At 51.7% G+C, this 933-nt stretch carries 1 protein-coding gene; it reads left to right on the forward strand.

The features are described from left to right. The coding region (locus OH31_RS09150; RefSeq protein WP_024930476.1) for a calcium-binding protein at nt 1-933 on the forward strand (933 nt) is incomplete at both ends.

Consider the following 933-nt stretch of genomic DNA (forward strand, 5'->3'; position numbering starts at 1 on the left):
GTAACAACGTTCTGGATGGCGGTGCAGGTGCTGACCGTATGGAGGGTGGCAAAGGCAACGATACCTATATCGTCGATGACGAAGATGATGAAGTGATTGAAGCTGCAAATGGGGGCACTGACCTCGTTAAAGCCAGTGTCGATTATGAACTCACTGACTTTGTCGAAAACCTGACGCTTACCGGCAATGATCATATCAATGGCACTGGCAACGCACTCGCAAACACCATCACTGGCAATGCTGGCAATAACATCCTCGATGGTGGCGATGGCGTAGACAAACTCATCGGCGGGGCCGGTGATGATACCTACATCGTTGACCTCGTTCGTACAGGCACTACCGCTGCTAACTTCAAGGTCGCTCTGCAAGATACCATCACTGAAGCCGCTAATGCAGGCAGTGATACCGTTCAACTGCGCTTACTCAGTGGCACTGACTACAGCACCATGGCGAATGCAACTACCCTCAGCCTCGGTGCGAACCTTGAAAGACTCGATGCCTCTGGCACAGAATCTATCAAACTCAACCTCACTGGCAATGCACTCGCAAATACTCTCACTGGCAATGATGCAGATAACATCCTTGATGGCGGCGCTGGGGTAGATATCCTGCAGGGTGGCGAAGGTAATGACACCTACATTTTGGACCTCAAAGCCACAGGCGGAATTCTTTCGATTGAAGATACAGTAGAAGAATTTAATGGCACAACTGATGGCATTGATACCATCAAGCTGCGTGGTTCAGCTACGCTTGCCACAGCAGCAACTCTCACCCTGGATAATGACTGGGCCAACATCGAGATCCTTGATGCTTCTGCTACAGGCTCAACCAAGCTCAATCTCACAGGTAACAACCTGGGCAACACACTGATCGGCAATGCCGCCGCGAACATCCTGACCGGGGGTACTGGCGACGACACCCTTAACGGCGGCG

The sequence above is a fragment of the Methylophilus sp. OH31 genome, from assembly GCF_000576615.1.
Lineage (GTDB): Bacteria > Pseudomonadota > Gammaproteobacteria > Burkholderiales > Methylophilaceae > Methylophilus.